Source organism: Pseudomonas sp. R38(2017) (genome assembly GCF_002112395.1).
In the GTDB taxonomy this organism is placed as follows: Bacteria; Pseudomonadota; Gammaproteobacteria; order Pseudomonadales; family Pseudomonadaceae; genus Aquipseudomonas.
Genome location: NZ_NEHN01000013.1, coordinates 156093 through 171742 on the forward strand (window position 1 = coordinate 156093; position 15650 = coordinate 171742).

General features: G+C 58.7%; 17 protein-coding genes. 8 read left to right on the forward strand and 9 right to left on the reverse strand.

Annotation, left to right across the window (positions count from 1 at the left end; translation table 11 throughout):
• Positions 1–3: 3 nt before the first annotated feature.
• The 4 genes from CAF87_RS27025 to CAF87_RS27040 all read left to right on the forward strand — a co-directional run bounded on the left by CAF87_RS27025 (position 4) and on the right by CAF87_RS27040 (position 2549).
• Positions 4–630, forward strand: a complete 627-nt coding sequence (locus CAF87_RS27025; protein ID WP_007956720.1) for a cytochrome o ubiquinol oxidase subunit III — start codon at positions 4–6, stop codon at positions 628–630.
• Positions 630–965: a cytochrome o ubiquinol oxidase subunit IV gene (gene cyoD, locus CAF87_RS27030; RefSeq protein ID WP_085733687.1), complete on the forward strand. Its 336-nt coding sequence runs from the start codon at positions 630–632 to the stop codon at positions 963–965. The genes CAF87_RS27025 and cyoD overlap by 1 nt, the downstream gene beginning before the upstream one ends.
• A 10-nt stretch (positions 966–975) precedes the next feature.
• Entirely contained in the window at positions 976–1863 is an 888-nt protein-coding gene (gene cyoE / locus CAF87_RS27035) for a heme o synthase (RefSeq protein WP_039765651.1), read from the forward strand.
• A gap of 194 nt (positions 1864–2057) precedes the next feature.
• Positions 2058–2549 carry a RidA family protein gene (locus tag CAF87_RS27040; RefSeq protein WP_085709372.1) on the forward strand — a complete coding sequence of 164 codons (492 nt, stop codon included), beginning with the start codon at positions 2058–2060 and terminating at the stop codon, positions 2547–2549.
• Positions 2550–2618: 69 nt separating this feature from the next.
• On the opposite strand, the gene CAF87_RS27045 is transcribed toward CAF87_RS27040, so the two are convergent.
• The 3 genes from CAF87_RS27045 to CAF87_RS27055 all read right to left on the reverse strand — a co-directional run bounded on the left by CAF87_RS27045 (position 2619) and on the right by CAF87_RS27055 (position 5677).
• The gene (locus CAF87_RS27045) at positions 2619–3323 is read right to left on the reverse strand and encodes a hypothetical protein (protein ID WP_085709373.1); all 705 of its coding nucleotides are present in this window, start codon (positions 3321–3323) and stop codon (positions 2619–2621) included.
• A 120-nt stretch (positions 3324–3443) separates the two neighbouring features.
• Positions 3444–4964 (reverse strand): HAMP domain-containing sensor histidine kinase, encoded by a 1521-nt coding sequence (locus tag CAF87_RS27050; RefSeq protein ID WP_085733688.1) that lies wholly within the window; start codon positions 4962–4964, stop codon positions 3444–3446.
• A complete protein-coding gene (locus CAF87_RS27055; protein WP_085733689.1) occupies positions 4961–5677 on the reverse strand; it encodes a response regulator transcription factor in 717 nt (238 codons plus the stop codon). Before CAF87_RS27055 ends, CAF87_RS27050 begins: the two co-directional genes overlap by 4 nt.
• A gap of 151 nt (positions 5678–5828) precedes the next feature.
• Here CAF87_RS27055 and msrB point away from each other — a divergent pair, with 151 nt between their 5' ends.
• Genes msrB through msrA form a run of 3 tightly spaced genes read left to right on the forward strand, consistent with a single transcriptional unit; the run spans position 5829 to position 8919 of the window.
• Positions 5829–6347: a peptide-methionine (R)-S-oxide reductase MsrB gene (gene msrB, locus CAF87_RS27060; protein ID WP_085733690.1), complete on the forward strand. Its 519-nt coding sequence runs from the start codon at positions 5829–5831 to the stop codon at positions 6345–6347.
• A 43-nt stretch (positions 6348–6390) separates the two neighbouring features.
• A complete protein-coding gene (locus tag CAF87_RS27065) occupies positions 6391–8199 on the forward strand; it encodes a cytochrome c biogenesis protein DipZ (RefSeq protein ID WP_085733691.1) in 1809 nt (602 codons plus the stop codon).
• A gap of 15 nt (positions 8200–8214) precedes the next feature.
• Positions 8215–8919, forward strand: coding sequence for a peptide-methionine (S)-S-oxide reductase MsrA (gene msrA, locus CAF87_RS27070; RefSeq protein WP_085733692.1), 705 nt, complete (start codon positions 8215–8217; stop codon positions 8917–8919).
• An 18-nt stretch (positions 8920–8937) separates the two neighbouring features.
• Here msrA and CAF87_RS27075 read toward each other — a convergent pair whose 3' ends face one another.
• The 3 genes from CAF87_RS27075 to CAF87_RS27085 all read right to left on the reverse strand — a co-directional run bounded on the left by CAF87_RS27075 (position 8938) and on the right by CAF87_RS27085 (position 10897).
• Positions 8938–9453 (reverse strand): DUF6622 family protein, encoded by a 516-nt coding sequence (locus tag CAF87_RS27075; protein WP_085733693.1) that lies wholly within the window; start codon positions 9451–9453, stop codon positions 8938–8940.
• Between the two features lie 63 nt (positions 9454–9516).
• A complete protein-coding gene (locus CAF87_RS27080) occupies positions 9517–9921 on the reverse strand; it encodes a GNAT family N-acetyltransferase (RefSeq protein WP_085733694.1) in 405 nt (134 codons plus the stop codon).
• Between the two features lie 70 nt (positions 9922–9991).
• Positions 9992–10897: a LysR family transcriptional regulator gene (locus tag CAF87_RS27085; RefSeq protein ID WP_085733695.1), complete on the reverse strand. Its 906-nt coding sequence runs from the start codon at positions 10895–10897 to the stop codon at positions 9992–9994.
• 102 nt (positions 10898–10999) lie between these two features.
• Here CAF87_RS27085 and CAF87_RS27090 point away from each other — a divergent pair, with 102 nt between their 5' ends.
• Positions 11000–12172, forward strand: a complete 1173-nt coding sequence (locus tag CAF87_RS27090; RefSeq protein ID WP_085733696.1) for an aspartate aminotransferase family protein — start codon at positions 11000–11002, stop codon at positions 12170–12172.
• Positions 12173–12262: 90 nt separating this feature from the next.
• Here CAF87_RS27090 and CAF87_RS27095 read toward each other — a convergent pair whose 3' ends face one another.
• The 3 genes from CAF87_RS27095 to CAF87_RS27105 form a co-directional block, all read right to left on the reverse strand.
• Positions 12263–14194: an alkaline phosphatase D family protein gene (locus tag CAF87_RS27095; protein ID WP_085733697.1), complete on the reverse strand. Its 1932-nt coding sequence runs from the start codon at positions 14192–14194 to the stop codon at positions 12263–12265.
• 59 nt (positions 14195–14253) lie between these two features.
• Complete coding sequence (locus CAF87_RS27100; RefSeq protein ID WP_085733698.1) at positions 14254–14952, reverse strand: hypothetical protein; 699 nt, start codon at positions 14950–14952, stop codon at positions 14254–14256.
• A 177-nt stretch (positions 14953–15129) separates the two neighbouring features.
• Complete coding sequence (locus CAF87_RS27105) at positions 15130–15459, reverse strand: hypothetical protein (protein WP_085733699.1); 330 nt, start codon at positions 15457–15459, stop codon at positions 15130–15132.
• Positions 15460–15650: the final 191 nt, after the last annotated feature.

The following is a 15650-nucleotide window of genomic DNA, read 5'->3' on the forward strand; positions in this document are numbered from 1 at the left end:
ACAATGTCGAACTTAGTGACCAATGCTGGACACGCCCATGGCCATGACCATGGGCACGATGACCATCACCACGACTCGGGCGAGATGACCGTATACGGTTTCTGGCTCTACCTGATGACCGACTGCATTCTGTTTGCGTCGATCTTCGCGGTGTACGCGGTACTGGTAAACAACGTTGCCGGTGGCCCGTCGGGCCACGACATCTTCGAACTGCCATACGTGCTGGGCGAAACCGCTCTGCTGTTGTTCAGTTCGATCACCTACGGCTTCGCCATGCTGGCGTTGTACAAAGGTAAAAAGCAGCAGGTTCTGGGCTGGTTGTTCATGACCTTCCTGCTCGGCGCAGGCTTCATCGCCATGGAGATCAACGAGTTCCACCTGCTGATCTCCGAGGGCTTCGGTCCTAGCCGTTCGGGCTTCCTGTCGGCGTTCTTCACCCTGGTCGGTACCCACGGTCTGCACGTATCCGCGGGTCTGATCTGGATGGGCATCATGATGTACCAGGTCAACAAGCACGGCCTGACGGCGACCAACAAGACCCGTCTGAGCTGCCTGAGCCTGTTCTGGCACTTCCTGGACGTGGTGTGGATCTGCGTATTCACCGTTGTTTACCTGATGGGGACCCTGTAATGGCTAATGCACACTCCCATGACAGCCATGATGCTGGCCACGGCAGCTTAAAGTCGTACGCCATCGGCTTCATCCTGTCGGTGATCCTGACCGTCATCCCGTTCGGCCTGGTGATGTTCCCGACCCTGCCGAAGTCCACCACGCTGGCAATCGTCCTGCTGTTCGCAGTGATCCAGGTGATCGTTCACCTGTATTACTTCCTGCACCTGGACCGCTCCGTGGCTCAGCGTAACAACGTGATCGCGTTCGTCTTTACGGCCATCGTGATCCTGCTGCTGGTCGGCCTGTCGCTGTGGATCATGTTCAGCATCCACACGTTCATGATGGCGAAGTGAGGTAGACCCGATGTCGCTCAAGCACTTTATCCAAATCACCAAACCGGGGATCATTTTCGGTAACGTGCTTTCTGTGGCAGGCGGGTTCTTCCTGGCCTCGAAAGGGCATGTAGATCTGGCGGTGTTCCTGGCCGCCATGATCGGCACTTCCCTGGTCGTGGCCTCCGGTTGCGTGTTCAACAACTGCATCGACCGCGACATCGACCTGAAGATGGAACGCACCAAGAACCGGGTGCTGGTCCAGGGCCTGATCTCCCTGAAACTGGCTCTGGTCTATGCGACCGTCCTGGGTGTCGCCGGCGTTGCGTTGCTGTACAAGGTGGCCAACCCGTTGGCTGCCCTGTTCGCCGTGATCGGCTTCATCATCTACGTCGGCTTCTACAGCCTGTACCTCAAGCGCAAGTCGGTTCACGGCACGCTGGTGGGCAGTCTGTCGGGCGCCATGCCGCCGGTGATCGGTTACGTGGCCGTGACCAACAGCTTCGACATGGCCGCGCTGACCCTGCTGGTGATGTTCAGCCTGTGGCAGATGCCGCATTCCTACGCCATCGCGATCTTCCGCTTCAACGATTACCTGGCCGCATCGATTCCGGTGCTGCCAGTGAAGCGCGGAATTCAGGTGGCCAAGAAGCACATCCTGTTCTACATCCTGGCGTTCCTCGTGGCGACCCTGATGCTGACCTTCAGCGGCTACGCCGGCATGAGCTACCTCGCCGTTGCCGCGGCCATGGGCATGTACTGGTTGTACATGGCCTGGACCGGCTACAAGGCGGTGGATGACACGGTCTGGGCACGCAAGCTGTTCGTGTTTTCGATCTTCACCATCACCGCGTTGAGCGTCATGATGTCCCTGGACTTCAAGGTGCCGACCGAGCTGTTGCTGACGTACGCACCGTAAGGTTCGAACGTTGTACGAGAAACCCCGTTCATCGAGAGATGAGCGGGGTTTTTTGTTGTCCGCTGCAGGTGAATCCCTCAAAGCGGTTTTGGTTCATGCGTAAATGATTAACCAGAAATCGACAGGTTGCGGTCCCCAGGCAAAAGCCCTAGATTCGGATCCAACTACATGCATCGATCAAGAGGCTGGGCGAAATGACTGAGAGGATGACCTGCGACGAACGCTTCATTGCCCTGGCAAAAGAGCTTAATTACGACATCAATGGCGAGAACACGGTGGGCGGCAACTACGCGCCGCTGGTTCGTCATCACGATGAGCTGTACATCAGTGGCATGGTGCCGCGCACCGAGGGCAAGATTCAGTATCCCGGCCGGGTAGGGCTGGAGCTGACGCTTAAGGACGCGCAGGCCGCCGCGAGCATCAGCGCCATGCGTTGCCTGGCATTCATCGTCGATGCGGTCGGTTCGCTGGACAAGGTCAGGGCGCTTTTGCGGGTCACGGTCTATGTGAAGTCGACCCCGGACTTTGTCGACCTGAGCGAAGTGGCCAACGGCGCATCCGACGTTTTCAGTTATGTGCTGGGTGATGCCGGCCGCCATACCCGCACCACCGTCGGCGTCTATCAGTTGCCGAAAAACGCGGCCATCGAAGTCGACATGATCGCGGCGGTACATCCGTCGGCGTAATCGCTGAAAGCCGCGCAACAAAAAGCCCCGCCTGAGATTCAGAGCGGGGCTTTTTCGTCAGCGCTGCGCTTACTGGGCAGCGATGCTGTAACCATCGAACGCTGTCTGCTGTTGCAGGGCGGTGATGATGTTCTTGCGGTTGATCGCGTGTTCGGTGCCGGCGTTGTCGACGAAGGTCTCGCCTTCGATTTCTGCTTCTTCGCCTTCACCGACGAAGGTGAAACCGAGGAATTCCAGCGCCTCACGATCCACGCTCAGGCGCGAACGCGGCGTGCGCATTGGCAGGGTCACGCTGATGCCGTCCTTGCTGATACTGAACACCTCGACGTCTTTCTTGGCGCGCGCGGCTTTGCTCTTGCCGCCGCTCGGGTTGCTGATCGCCTGATGCGTCTGGTTCAGCACCTTCAGGGCCAGGCCATAGACGATTTCCTGGAACGCCGGATCGTCCTTGAAGCTGGACAGGATGCGGCTGATCGGGAATTTGCTGCTCAGGTCTTCAAGGGCCGCAATGTCGGCCGCTTCGGCATCTTTCAGACGCTTGAGCTGGCCCATCAGCTCGTAGGCCTGGTCGTCATCGAAGCGGTCGTGGGCCTGACGGATCGCGGCGCGCAGCTCACGGATCTGCTCGCTCTCGCGGGTCGACTGGAACGCGTCGAGCACCATCTCGCTGATGATCTTCGCTTGTGGAATGTGTTGTGAAAGATTGATGGAGTTTTCGTATTCCGCTTTGGACGACAGGGTGACTACGGATTCAGCGGTGTTGAAATCGGACATTGAAATTTCACTACTTTTTTAACTTGAGATGAGACGAGAAAGCTCGGGGGGCTTTTTCAGGCCGACTAATTTAGGGGAGCGGGACGTTGTTGTCACGGAGCAACGGCCCGGTGGAGTTGATTATTTGCCCGGCGTATTCAGGTTCATCGAACGCACGATCCACTGTTCCGCGTTCTGTTGATCCACTGGCAGCGAGAAGCGAAAGGTCGCGCCTCGTCCTGCGACATCGAGCAACTGGATTTCGCGACCGTGCAGTTGCAGGATCCGGTGCACGATTCGCAGGCCCAGTCCGCCGTCGCGCCGCGCGCCGCCGATATTGAAGGGACGCAGGAACAAACCTTCACGCAACTCGGCGGCGATGCCGGGGCCTGTGTCACTGACGGTGATTTCAACCAGGGCACCCTGGGGTTTCAGACCGAGTTCGATTTCGCCCCCCGGCGGCGTATGGCGCAAGGCGTTATCGAACAGGTTGGTCAGCACCCGTTCGATCAGCCCGAGGTCAGCGCAGACAGTTGGCAGGTTGGCGCTGAAACAGGCCTTGAGTTCGACGTTCCGGGCTTCGGCGCCCAGTTCGAATTTCTGGAAGATGTCCTGCACCAGGTCGGTCAGGGAAAATTGTTCCAGCACAGGCTGCACGAAACCATGTTCAAGGCGCACCAGTTCCAGCAACGATTGCGCGAGTCCGCCGACCTTGCGGCTCTGATCCAGGGCGATCCCCAGATAGCGGCGGCGTTCCTCCGGAGACAGGGTAGCGTCCTTGAGCGACAGCGTTTCCAGGTAACCATGCAGCGAGGCCAGCGGTGTGCGCAGGTCGTGGGAAATATTCGCCACCAGTTCCCGGCGCTCCTGATCCTGGCGGGTCAATGAGCGCCACTGTTCACCGAGGCGGTTTTGCATTTGCCGGAACGCTGCGTCGAGCACGGCGATTTCGTCCGGGTCAGCGGACTTGTCCACAGGCGTGGGCGGGGCTGGCAGTGATTGCGGTGCGCCGTCGATGTCGAATTGGCTCACGGTTTCGGTCAACCGACGCAATGGCCGGGTGATCAGGTTGAATGCCGTCAGACCGGCAATCAGGCACAGGAACGCCACGAGTCCGATGGACAGCAGCGCCGTGTTAAGCGCCGCACTGGTGGCGCCGCGCTCGGCGAATCGGTCGTGCGCTTCGCTGAGCAGGACCACGTAAAGGTAACCGGCCGCCTTGCCGTTGACCTGCAATGGCGCCGCGCTGAAGACCTTGCGCCCATCGACGCTGCGCGGGTCGTCGCCGAGGATCGGCAACGGTTGATCATTGAGCAGTCGATGAATCGGCACGAGATCGACAGTCTGCCGACGCAGGCGTCCTTCCGGTGCCGCGTTGCCGACGATCCGGCCTTCGGTGTCGAGCAGGTACACCTCGACACTCGGGTTGACCAGCATCAACTGGCTGAACAACTCGCGCACCGCGCCAGGCATCAGGCCGTTGCTGTCCATCAGCACCGTGTCATGGGCGATGTGCTGCGCCAGATCCCGGGACAGACCCTGCACCACCTCCAGCTCATGCATCTGGCTGGAGCGCACCTGCAACCACGCCGACGTGCCGCAGCACGCCAGCAGCAGTACGGCGAATACCAGGGACAGGCGCTGCGTCAGGGTCAGTTTCATGGTTGCTCTGCGCTCGTGCCGAATTTGTAACCACGACCCCACACCGTGAGAATGCGCACCGGTTGTGCCGGATCAACCTCGATTTTCGCCCGCAGGCGATTGATGTGGGTGTTGACCGTATGTTCATAACCTTCGTGACTGTAACCCCAGACTGCGTTGAGCAGATCCATGCGCGAGAACACCTTGCCCGGCTGACGGGCGAAGAAATACAGCAGATCGAATTCCCGGGGAGTGAGGTCCAGGCGCTGGCCATTGAGGGCCACGTCACGGGTGATCGGGTCGATGGTCAAACCATCCAGGCTCAGGCTGCCGGCGTCCATCTTCAGGTTGCGGGCCATGGCATCGACCCGGCGCAGCAGCGCTTTGACCCGGGCGACGAGTTCGAGCATCGAAAACGGTTTGGCGAGGTAATCGTCGGCGCCCAGTTCCAGGCCAAGGATGCGGTGCAGTTCGCTGGAGCGGGCGCTGGTGATGATGATCGGTGTGTAGCGGGCCATTGCCCGGGCGCGGCGGCAGATTTCCAAACCATCTACTCCCGGCAGCATGAGGTCAAGGATGAGCGCATCCCAGTGACCTTGCTGCAGCAGACGCATGCCTTCGTCACCGTCGGCGCTGTGTACCACTTCGAATTGCTCGTCCCGCAGGTGCAGGCAAATGAGGTCGGCAATGTGCAGGTCGTCCTCGACCACCAGGACGCGTTTGGTCTGTTCCATGAAGCTCAATCCTTCGGCGCGATGAACGCATTGTGCGGGTTTTCCTCGGCGCGAGTTATCACGAATTGTTTAACTTCCCGTGAGGATTTGGCGATCAACCCAAGCCTAGGCTGTGTTCCACGACAGGTATCTGGAATTTTGGGAGACGGCCATGTTTTCACGGCGACAGATTCTGGCAACGGGCGGCGGGCTGGGGCTTGCAGCCCTTCTGGCCGGTGTATTGCCAAAGTTATCCACTGGCTCTGTGCTGGTCGACGAGGCGTTGGCCGAAGAAGCGTTTGAAGTGACCCACAGCGACAGTGAGTGGCATGCGCTGCTGACAGACGAGCAATTCGACGTGCTGCGCAAAGAGGGTACGGAACGCGCCTACAGCAGCCCGCTGAACAACGAACATCGGACCGGCACGTTTGCCTGTGCCGGGTGCGATCTGGCGCTGTTCTCGTCCGAGACCAAATTCGACAGCCGTACCGGCTGGCCGAGTTTCTGGGCACCGCTGGAACACGCCGTGGCCACCCGCCAGGACCGTTCCTTCGGTATGACCCGGGAGGAAGTTCACTGCCGGCGTTGCGGCGGTCACCTCGGTCATGTGTTCGACGACGGGCCCAAGCCCACCGGTCTGCGTTACTGCATGAACGGTCTGGCCATGACCTTCAAACCCGTGGCGGCCTGAGTCGTGGTTCGCCGGCGATCTTCACTTACAACAGGACGACACTATGTGGCTCTTGGTTCTCGCTTATCTCGGTGGTGTGCTGACGATCGTCAGCCCGTGCATCCTGCCGGTTCTGCCTTTTGTCTTCGCTCGCACCGGGCAGCCGTTTATCAAAAGTGGCTTGCCGCTGTTGGCGGGGATGGCTCTGACCTTCGCGCTCGTCGCCTCGTTGGCGGCGGTGGGCGGCGGTTGGGTGGTACAAGTCAATCAGTACGGTCGCTGGCTCGCGTTGCTGTTCGTTGCACTGTTCGGGCTGACGCTGCTGTTGCCGCGTCTGGCCGAGCGTCTGACCCGGCCGCTGGTGTCCGCCGGCAGTCGCTTGTCGGAGGCCGCCGGCCAGGACAGTCGTCCGCGTCCGGGCGCTTCGTTTCTGATCGGCGTCGCCACGGGGCTGCTGTGGGCGCCTTGCGCCGGGCCAATCCTCGGGCTGATTCTGACCGGTGCCGCGCTGCAAGGTGCAAGCATCGCCACCACGCTGTTGTTGCTCGCCTATGCGGCGGGCGCCGCGACTTCGCTGGCTGCGGCTTTGCTGCTGGGCGGTAAGGTCTTCGCGGTGATGAAGCGTTCGATCGGGACTGGCGAGTGGATCCGGCGCGGACTCGGGGCCGCGATGCTGGCCGGTGTGGCCGCCATTGCGCTGGGCCTCGATACCGGGATTCTGGCGAGGTTTTCTACGGCATCCACCGGTGGGCTGGAACAGGCCTTGGTCGGCAAGCTCTCGGGCAAATCCCCTCAGGGCAACGGCACGATGATGGCGCAAATTTCCGCGGCGGATGACGCGGCAAACGGCAGCATGATGGCAGCCGGCGGCGCGATGAAAATGGCCGCCAAAGCACCCGGCTCGCTGCCGGTCGAAGGTCAGTTGCCGGCGCTTGATGGTGCGGTGCAGTGGCTCAACTCGGCGCCGCTGGACGCGCAGGCACTCAAAGGCAAAGTGGTGCTGGTGGATTTCTGGACTTACTCCTGCATCAACTGCCTTCGCACTCTTCCATACGTCAAAGCCTGGGCCGAGAAATATCGCGATCAGGGACTGGTGGTGATCGGTGTGCATGCGCCGGAATTCGCTTTCGAGCGTGATGTAGGCAACGTCACCAAAGCGATGAAAGAACTGGGCATCAATTACCCGGTGGCCATCGATAACGACTACAAGATCTGGCGTGCTTTCGACAATGAATACTGGCCGGCGCATTACTTTGCCGACGCACAAGGGCACATTCGATACCACCATTTTGGCGAAGGGGACTACGCCGAATCGGAACGGGTCATCCAGCAACTGTTGCGTGAGGCCGGAGCGAAAACCGTGGCTGATGGCCTGATCAACGCAGACGCCCAAGGCGTGCAACTCGCGCCGGATATGAACCAGGTGCTGTCACCGGAAACTTATGTCGGCTACCAGCGTGCAGAACATTTCGTACCGGAAACCAGCCTGGTGCCTGACAAGGTCGCGGCCTACAAGACACCTGCAAATCTTGCCCTGAATGACTGGAGCCTCGGCGGCCAATGGGCGGTCGGTGCCGAACGCGCCACGGCCAGTGCGCCGGCCAGTCGTATCGTTTATCGCTTCCATGCCCGCGACCTGCACCTGGTGCTGGGCCCAGGGGCGGACGGAAAACCGGTGCGCTTCAAAGTGATGATCGATGGTCAGGCGCCGGGCGATTCCCACGGTGTCGACGTGGCGCCTGACGGCAGCGGTCGCGTGACCGAACAACGCTTGTATCAATTGGTACGGCAAACCGCTGATGTGAAGGACCGCACCTTCAGCATCGAGTTTCTCGATCCGGGCGTGTCGGCTTACGCCTTTACCTTCGGCTGATCAGGAGTACAGAACATGAAAGCTCAAACTATCTGGCGTCGTCTGCTGCTGGGCGTCGCGACAGCTGGGGTTATCGCGCAGTGCTCGGCGTTTTCTTTCGGGGCCGAGGAGGGTGTGGTCATTCCGCCGCCGGCACTCGACGAAAACACCCAGGCACACACTGAAACCGCGGTGTTTGCCGGTGGCTGCTTCTGGGGAGTACAGGGTGTTTTCCAGCACGTCAAAGGTGTGCAGAAAGCCGTGTCGGGTTACGCCGGTGGCGCGGCGAATACGGCGGAGTACGAACGGGTCAGCGAAGGGGATACCGGCCATGCCGAATCGGTGCAAGTCACCTTCGACCCGACTCAGGTCAGTTACGGCAGCCTGTTGCAGATCTACTTCTCGGTGGCTCACAACCCGACCGAACTCAATCGCCAGGGGCCGGACAGCGGCACCCAATATCGCTCGGCGCTGTTCCCGGTCAATGCTGATCAGCAACGAGTGGCCCAGGCCTACATTGCGCAACTGGACGCCACCCATGTTTACAGCAAACCCATCGTCACCCGGCTGGAAACCTTCAACGGGTTTTACCCGGCGGAGGACTATCACCAGGACTTCCTGACCGAACACCCAAGCTATCCGTACATTGTGATCAACGACATGCCGAAAGTGGCGCAGTTGAAGCAGTTGTTTGCCCAGCGTTATCAGGAGAAACCGGTGCTGGTGAAAAACGGGTCGTGATCACCGGTTGTCCGATGGTTACTGTGCGGTCACTGGCAACTGTCGGGCGGTGAGGGTTCGCAGTGTCCTGTAGAGTTTTAGCGAGCGGGTACTGATCAGGCCGCACATGAAGCCCGACACGCTGGCCTTGAGTAGCAGCATGTCGGGGGACGCGGCAAGCTCCGGATTTACGGCATCCTGATATCCGAAGTAATAGTTTGCGAAAAAAAACATCAGGAACATGATCAGGATTTTCACGGTGCCAGGCATGATCAGCCCCGTCGCGGAGTCATCGAGTACCACACCCTTACGGGAAAAAAACAGCCAGGCCGAGAGACCACCCAGCAATAGCGCGCCGAACCAACTGCTTAAAAACAGGACCGGGTCGATCTTCAGATTCAGGGAGTACAGGGACCATGCCAGAAACGCCGGTGGTGTGATGAGCATCGAGAGACGGCTTTCACGGCGGGGAGAAAACGCCTTGATCCCGAAATAAACCACAAGCAGAAAAAACACGTAGGCCCGTATCGGGGTGTTTTGCAGAATCGTGAGCATCGTGCAGCATCCATGCTGAAAAAGAAGAAGATGGATAATAGCCGAGGTCGCATTCAGTACCCGTTATTTCAATCGCGGGCGTTCCATCGCAATCACTGAGGTTTCAAACCCCAGGCGGGTAAAAAATGCTTCGGCTCCCTGGCGCCCGGCGCGCAGTACCCAAGTGATATCGGGGTTGTCGCCCATCACATGATCTACCAACGCCCGGCCCACGCCATTGCGTTGGTAGTGCACATCAACGACCACCATCGACAGATAGCCGTTGGATAAACCGTCAGTAATGCCACGAGCGAAGCCAATGATCTGTTCACCCAATAGCGCAACAGCCGTTCGCTGCGAGTTTTGAATCAACTGCGCGAAATACTCCGGAGATCCGACTCGATGTGCCCAGCCGTGCTGCCCGAGAAACAACCGCACCGATTCCGTTTCGGCGGGTAGAAGATCGCGTACCGTCAGATCTATTTTCATTGGGTGATCGAGTCCTTGATGACCGGGTGATTGCGATTTGTCGCAGAAGCTTGATGGATGCCAAGCGTAGTCAGCTTTTCCCCCACGTCTGCATCGCAAACTCAACGAAGCGCCGAAGCTTCGGCAGTCGATAGCGATCCTGTGCATATAGAAGGTGCAATGGGCGGCTCGGCGGTTGGTAGTCGGGAATCACCGTGACCAGTTTGCCGTCGCGCAGATCCTGTTCCACCAGTGCATCCGGCAACATCACGATGCCCATGCCGGTACGGGCAGCCTGATGCAAACCGGCGGAGGTGTTCATCAGCATCGGCCCGCTGACGTCGATCATGATTTCACCCTCCGGCCCACTCAGGCGCCAGCGCTTTTCCACCGATTGCCAGTCATCGCCGGCGGGGTAGGCGAATGACAGGCAATCGTGCTGTTGCAGGTCTTCAGGCGTTAGAGGCATGCCGCGCCGGGCTACGTATTCCGGGGAGGCGCACACCGTTAGTGTGTAGTCGATCAGTGGTCGGGCGATCAGGTTCGACTGTTCGAAATGGCCGAGCCTGAACGCTACATCGAGACCACTTTCCATCAGATCCGGTCGGCGGTTGGTCAAGACCACATCCATTTTTACCTGCGGGTATTGCAGGGAAAACTCGCTCAGTGCGGGAGCCAGTCGTTCGACGCCAAAGGTGAGTGGCGCAGTAATGCGCAGGAGACCGCGCGGTTCATCCATGGTTTGTTCGGCGAGACGTTCGGAGTCTTTCACAAGCCCCAATACTTCCAGGCAACGCTGGTAATAGACCGTACCGAATTCGGTCAGGCGCTGACGCCGGGTGGTGCGTTGCAACAGTTGTACACCGAGTCGCTGTTCCAGTGCGCGAAGGTGATTGCCGACCATGGTCGTGGACATTTCGCACTGTAGGGCGGCCTTGGTCATGCTGCCGGCTTCCACGACTTTGACGTAGACGCTCATTGACTGGAATAAATCCATTATCAAGCCCTGCTTCTAAATGATTGAAGTTTTGCCGAGTTTATCCAGCTCTGGTGGCTAACCATACTGCAAACACACCGACCTTCACTGGAGTTTGAAGTCATGACCGCCGCCCTGATGAACACATACCAACCGCTGGCCCTGAGTTTCACCAGAGGTCTGGGCACCCGTCTGTGGGATCAGGCCGGTCGCGAGTACCTCGATGCCGTCGCGGGTGTTGCGGTGACCAATGTCGGGCATTCGCATCCGCGGATTGTTTCGGCGATCAGCGAGCAGGCTGGATTGCTGCTGCACACGTCCAACCTCTACAGCATCGACTGGCAGCAGCAACTGGCGCTGAAACTGACGCAGCTGTCGGGAATGGAGCGGGCGTTCTTCAACAACTCTGGCGCCGAGGCCAATGAAACGGCGTTGAAACTGGCGCGATTGCATGGCTGGCGCAAGGGGATTGAGCAGCCGCTGGTGGTGGTCATGGCCAATGCGTTTCATGGCCGTACCCTGGGAACCTTGTCGGCCAGTGATGGCCCGGCAGTGCGCCTGGGTTTCAACGATCTACCGGGTGATTTCGTTAAAGTGCCGTTTGGTGATCTTGAGGCACTGGAGCAGGTGCAGCGGCAGCACGGCGAGCGGATCGTGGCGATTCTGGTCGAGCCAATCCAGGGAGAAAGCGGCGTGCAAATGGCGCCGCCGGGTTACTTGAAAGCCTTGCGCGAACTCTGCAGCCGCCACGCCTGGCTGCTGATACTCGACGAAATCCAGACCGGTATCGGACGGACCGGGCGCTGGTTTGCGTTCCAGCACGAAGGCATCGTTCCCGACGTCATGACCCTTGCCAAGGGCTTGGGTAACGGTGTGCCGATTGGTGCCTGTCTGGCACGGGGCAGGGCGGCGGAACTGTTTACCCCGGGCAGCCACGGCAGCACATTTGGCGGCAATCCGCTGGCCTGTCGGGTTGGCTGCACCGTGCTCGACATCATCGAAGAACAAGGTCTGCTGGAGAACGCGCGGATTCAAGGGGAGCGCTTGCTCAGCCGCTTGCGTGCGGAGCTGGTGGGCAATCCGAATGTGATGGCGATTCGTGGGTTGGGGTTGATGATCGGCATCGAACTGAAACAGCCAATTCGCGACCTGACGCTGATTGCCGCGCGGGATCATGGGCTATTGATCAATGTCACTCGGGGCAAGACGATACGGCTGCTTCCACCGCTGACAATTGATGAGCGGGAGGTGGGGATGATTGTGAGGGGAGTGGGGCGGATGCTCGAGGCAAACTGACCACCACGATATCGTCTGAAATGGCTGCCGATTTTTTTCGGCAGCCATTTTTTCATCCGGGTAAATCTATCGTCGGATATTGTCGCAATCCTAATCAGGATAATCCGTCAGATCCGGCGCCAGCATCCGGGTCTTCGGCGCGCCGTTCGAGTTGTGCTGAATGATGTCCTGCGGCTGCCCTTGTTCATTGAAAAAAACCTGACCAATCCCTGCCGAATTCCACAGGCGTTCGCCTGTTTCGGCGTGCTCGGGAACATACGGCACGATGCGCATGCGCCGGCGTTTGGTCAGCCAGTTCAGCGGTGAGCGGGGTGAGTAGAGCCAGCGGTTCAGGCGGTCGAACCATTCCAGCAAGGTTTTCGGGAATTCGTTCTTGATACCGCTGCTGGTGATTTGCCAGATCCGTGGGCCGGCCTTGCGATGTCGGATAAGCACTTCGTAGACGAAGGAATAATGCACGTCCCCTGACAGCACCACGTAATTGCCGGGTGTGCGCGAGTGTCGGAAAATGTTCAGGATCACTTGGGCGGCGCCGCGATGGGCCATCCAGTTTTCCGCGTCCACCAACAGTGGATAGCCGCACCAACTGAATATCTTTTGCACGGTTTCGATCAACTTCACACCGAAGATCGGTGCCGGTGAGACGATGATCGCTGACGGATGATCGAGCAGTTCCTGTTGCAGTTCGCTCAGGGCTTCCCAGTCCAGTAAACCTGAAGGTTGTTTGAGCGCCATCTCGCTGCGCCAGCGTCGGGTTCGAGTGTCGATTACCACCAGCGCCGGGGTGGCCGGCAGCACAAAGTGCCAGTTCTGGAAGCGCAGCAGTTCCTGGATCAGATTGTCCTGCACTTGGGCGTCGAGATAATGGTTGTCACCGCTGGCGCTCAGGCGTCTGGTTTTCTCCAGCAATGCGCTGAAAACATCCGGATTGTTGCCCCAGCCCTGACACAACATATAAGCGATCAGCGCATTGCCAATGATGCGTTTGGAGAACGGATGGCCGTAGGCCGTTTCTTCCCACTGCGCGGAAAGATTCCAGTCGTCGGTAATGTCGTGGTCATCGAAGATCATCAGGCTCGGCAAGTGCGCCAATGCTCGGGCAACGTTGCCAAGGCCTGCCTTGAAGGTATCGATCCGGGTCTGCTCCAGGGTATAGCGCATTCGGCGTTCGTGCGTCAGCGCCGGTGGTTGCGGGTTGATTAATGCCCAGGGCGTTGGCGACCAAACCAACAAGTACATGGCCATGACTTCGGCGAACGTCACCAAATGGTTGTCAGCACTGCTGCTGGTGAAAATCGGCTTGCGTGTTCCGCCGAAAAATCGCTCACGCAATGTCTCGTTGCTCTCAAGCGCCGGTAACAAATCCGCGCGGTGGTAGTAGCTGGCCGGGTGTTCGTAGAGTTTGGTGCTGTCGCTGACTACAGCACCTTCGAGGTGCTCATCGAACAGGCCGAGTCGATCGATCAGCGTGTGGATCGCTCGCAGCATTGGGCCGGCGACGTCATCGGTGTAGACCTGATCGCCGCTCATCATCAACAGCGCCGGGCGCAGTGACGGGCTGGTTTCGACGGCGAGCAGTCGGTCGACGCATAACAAGCCATCTGCTGCCGGGTGGTGCGGCTTGCGACAGGATCCATGGAGCAGCTGGTCGATTCGAGAGCGCACCACAAAATTCGCGCAGCGGGCCTCACCATAGAGTAAATGTGGCGCCCAATCGGCAATGCCGGTCGCGCCTTGCCCGATCATTAAGTCATATTCGATCAAGGTATCGCAGGGCAGTGGGGTCTCTAGCACAACATCTATCAAATGGATGTGGGCATGCTTTCCTGCGGGGATGACCGTGCATGTCTTACCATCCAGGGGGATGTCCCCGACACCGTGCAGACGCAGAGTCAGCGAAAGCGTCCGACTACCCACCAGCCACATCACAAGGCGTGAAGGTTCCAGGCGTCGTAGTAATGGGCCGGCCAGCACGGGCGGCAAGATCGCAAGGTAATCGGGTGATGGCAGGGATTCGGACATCCGGCTTCAAGACTCTTGGCACGCAGGCCTGCGATGATAACGCAGCCGGCAAGCGCTCTTCAGAGCGCTTTTTGAGTCAGGCTCAAATCCTGCAAATTCCACTGGGTATCGCCATCCTTGCCTGGCACTGCCTGCACCGAACAGCTGTAATCGTAGGTGACAGCTTTGCCCAGCATATTGTCTGCTTCAAACACACCGGTGACTTTATAGTTCTGGTCTTTCAAGCGTGTCGCTTTGAAAGCTGGCCCTTTGACATGCTGGGTAGAGGGAAAGCGCAGAGCGCTCTGCATCGGAGGAGTGCACATTAGGACGGCCATGTAAGATCTGTCGGCATCTGCTCCGTTACCAGCGGCTTGGCGTTTTGCTTCTATGAGCGGCAGAGAGGTTTCTTCGAGCTCGGTCAAGATGAGATTTTCGGATATCGATTTTACGGCGCGGGCGCGGTAATTCGGAAGCAGCGCGGACTCTGCCGGTGAGGTCTTTTGCGTAGTGTCCGGCGTGGGTGCAATGGCTGGGGTCGGCACCTGCGCTATGGCTGGCTCCTGATCTACGACTTCGGGCGCTGACTGGCTTTTCGGCTCGTGCGCAGACGGAAACAACGACAGGCTGATGGAGAATACTACGAGGCCGACAATGAACCCGCCCGCCGCACCAATGAGGTTGCCAATAATGAGGTTCCAGCTACCGCGGTTTTTCACGACCCACCGCCACATGAAGCCCCACGCCGCGACAAATGCCAGAAAACGCAAAAAATCCATTCGATCCTTTCCTTAAACTTTCAAAGCCTGGTATCAGCACCATTCCCGATGGGGAGCGCTAAAGATGGATGGCAAGATATCAAAATAGAGGCCTCGCGCCACTGTCTTCATCCATGCAGTCGACTATATATGCCTGGTAGTAAAGGAAGGCGTGTGGTGGTGTGGGTTGACCTCGATTCACAGTATCTCTTGCAGGTAGCCCCTGAGTGCTTGAAGTGGCGCATCCAATTGGGCCATTGACTGTACATGGCTGAAATCGACTGACAATCTGTTCAGTTCGCGCCCCAAAGGCTTCTCGACGCCACCCACGGCGTCCATCGCCAGACTCAGGCATTCATTCATCTTGAGTTGGATGGTCGCGATGTCGTCCCGGCGTATTAACAGTTTGAACACGTCCCGTTGGTAGTCACTCATGACCAGATCGTCGCGCAAGATCGGGCTGAGGCCTTCTTCCTCATAAGCCAGTTTGAGGGAGAAAAGGGCGACGGTTTCGAGTGACGCTTCCATGGGGATCCTTGCTTGATGTCTTTTGGGGCGTGGGTGTGTAGTAGCCTGCGGCTTTATAACAGGCGAAAAACAGGCCTTTCCAGCCTAAAGCGAAATTAAGGGTTGACGGCAGATTCTGGAGGCCTATAATTCGCCCCACTTCCGGCGCAGTCGAAACGGAAAACTCCTTGAAACTCAATGAGTTACACGTT